At 67.1% G+C, this 2,093-nt stretch carries 4 protein-coding genes and 1 pseudogene; 2 read left to right on the top strand and 3 right to left on the bottom strand.

Going from position 1 to position 2,093, the window contains the following annotated elements; translation table 11 throughout:
• Together WBQ44_RS06440 and WBQ44_RS06435 are read right to left on the bottom strand one after the other, a co-directional pair.
• Nucleotides 1–493: pseudogene (locus tag WBQ44_RS06440) on the bottom strand (hydrolase); the annotation flags it as partial.
• A complete protein-coding gene (locus WBQ44_RS06435) occupies nt 490–789 on the bottom strand; it encodes a type VII secretion target (RefSeq protein WP_495565894.1) in 300 nt (99 codons plus the stop codon). The pseudogene WBQ44_RS06440 and the gene WBQ44_RS06435, both read right to left, overlap by 4 nt.
• Nucleotides 790–887: 98 nt before the next feature.
• Between WBQ44_RS06435 and upp the strand changes: the two genes are divergently transcribed.
• Nucleotides 888–1,511, top strand: a complete 624-nt coding sequence (gene upp, locus WBQ44_RS06430; protein ID WP_495565893.1) for a uracil phosphoribosyltransferase — start codon at nt 888–890, stop codon at nt 1,509–1,511.
• Between the two features lie 5 nt (nt 1,512–1,516).
• Here the strand turns inward: upp and WBQ44_RS06425 are convergent, their stop codons facing one another.
• On the bottom strand, nt 1,517–1,786 hold the full coding sequence (locus WBQ44_RS06425; protein ID WP_495565892.1) for a hypothetical protein: 270 nt from the start codon (nt 1,784–1,786) through the stop codon (nt 1,517–1,519).
• Here WBQ44_RS06425 and WBQ44_RS06420 point away from each other — a divergent pair.
• On the top strand, nt 1,781–2,093 hold a 313-nt coding region (locus WBQ44_RS06420), incomplete at its 3' end, for a DUF2797 domain-containing protein (protein ID WP_495565891.1). The genes WBQ44_RS06425 and WBQ44_RS06420 overlap by 6 nt on opposite strands.

Below are 2,093 nucleotides of genomic sequence, written 5' to 3'. Positions count from 1 at the left end.
GCGCAGTGCCGAACGCCCCGATCTCGGCGGCGTGCGCTGCGAGTTCGGCGCGTACGCGCGCGACCACTGCCAGTGCACGCTCGAGGTGCTCGATGGCCGCGGCGATGATCATGGATTGCCCGGCCGGCGTCCACAACATGGGGGCTGCGGCGGTGGCGACCGAGAGAAACGATTGCACGATCGCCTGCAATTCGAGGAGACCGGCGTGCACCTTCTCGCACGCGCGGTCGACGATTGCGGCGATGTCGCTACCGTGGTCGGACAGTGCGACAGCGCTGCTGTGTGTGCGCTCCGCGAGGTCGATCGCGGCCGTCGCCGCCGGTCCACTCCAGGATGACGCGAGTTCGGATACGGCCGCTCGCCCGATCTGCTGCACCGAGTCGAGGACGGATGACGACGCTCGGATTACTTCGGTCGGTCCACCGGGTGGCACCATGCCCGATCCGAATGAACCGAGGAGATCGACGACGGGCTTGGCGAGAAGGTCGATCACAGCAGACTCGCCGCGGTCTCGGCGTCGGTGAGGTCGTACGCCAGCGAGGAGGAACCGGCCGCGCCGCCGATATGAGCCATGGCCCCCGCCAGACGAACGACCGCATCGAGACGGTTGACGTGAACGGCGGTGAAGGCCGCGAGGAACTCGGTACCCACAACTCCGAACACCGGCGCGAGCACAGCCGGTCCGCACAACGATTCGGCTGCAGCGGCACCGGCCACCTGCGTCGACATCGCTGCGGTGGTGCCCGCATACGCCTCGATGGCCGTCGCCGTAGCCGTTACCTCTGTCATCGGTGCCTCCCGAACGATTTGGTCTGCGCGAGCGCAGTTCCTACACAAACCTTCGACGCATGTGCGCGTCCATCGGTTCCCGCAATTATCCTTCTGGAATGAAAACTCATGTGGTCGAACACCCACTGGCCGCTGCACTGTTGACGACGATGCGCGACGAGCGCAGTGACAACGCAACGTTTCGGTCCGCGCTCCGCCAGCTCACCCACATGCTGGTGTACGAGGCCACCCGCGACGCCGACATCGATGTCTTCGATGTCAAGACCCCGGTCGCCACGACGCAGGGCACGCGGTTGGCGCGTCCGCCGCTGCTGGTCCCGGTCCTGCGTGCCGGTCTCGGAATGGTCGAGAAGGCGAGTGGACTGATCCCGCAGTCGCGCGTCGGATTCGTCGGGATGGCCCGTGACGAGCAGACCCACCAGCCGGTCCCGTACATGGAATCGCTGCCCGACGACTTGTCCGCGACGCCCGTCTACGTCCTGGACCCGATGCTCGCGACCGGTGGATCGATGGTGCACACCATCGAGCTTCTGGTCGAGCGTGGCGCTGCGGACGTCACGGCCATCTGCGTCGTCGCGGCACCGGAGGGTGTTGCGGCGCTGGAGGCGTCGGGACTGCCGGTTCGGTTGGTGACAGCGAGCGTCGACGAAGGCCTCAACGACGACGCGTTCATCGTTCCGGGGCTCGGCGACGCCGGCGACCGTCAGTTCGGGCCACGCTGACCACGTCACTCGTCCTCGGGGTCACCTGGCCGGCGAGCGAGGGCGATCCGACTCTGCGAGTAGTGGACATCGACACGCGGGAGGTCGGCCATCGTTCTCTCCGAGGTGCGCGCCTCGGGTTCGCCTCGCTCGGGCCGCAGCGGTGGTGTACGGGTCGGGTGGCGTTCCGGCAGGGTTCGCGTTCGGAGTACGTTGCGTGCCCGAAGCAACTCCCGGTCGATGCCGGCTCGCAGTGCGAGGAATGTGAGTCCAAGGATCCGTTTCGTTTCGTGCACACCGTTCACCGTGGCGGGTTCGTGTCGAAATCGCTCGAACCGCATGTGATGCAGCCGCATTGGCTGTACATCGCGACCTTCGCCAACGGCGTCCACAAGGTCGGGACGGCAGCGAACACGCGCAAGTGGGGCAGGCTCGCCGAGCAGGGGGCCATCTGCGCGGAGTACGTCGCCTGGGCCGTGGACGGCAAGGTCGTCCGCTTACTGGAAGATCGGGTCACCGAGGAATTGCAGGTGCGCCAGGCCGTGCGATCGTCGGCGAAAGCGGCGGCCCTGGCGCTGCCCGTCGACACCGAGCGGCTGGCTG

This window comes from Rhodococcus sp. (in: high G+C Gram-positive bacteria) (assembly GCF_049591685.1).
Classification (GTDB): domain Bacteria; phylum Actinomycetota; class Actinomycetes; order Mycobacteriales; family Mycobacteriaceae; genus Rhodococcoides.
The sequence above is the reverse complement of the archived record's forward strand: the minus strand, read 5'-3'. Positions and strand labels throughout refer to the sequence as shown.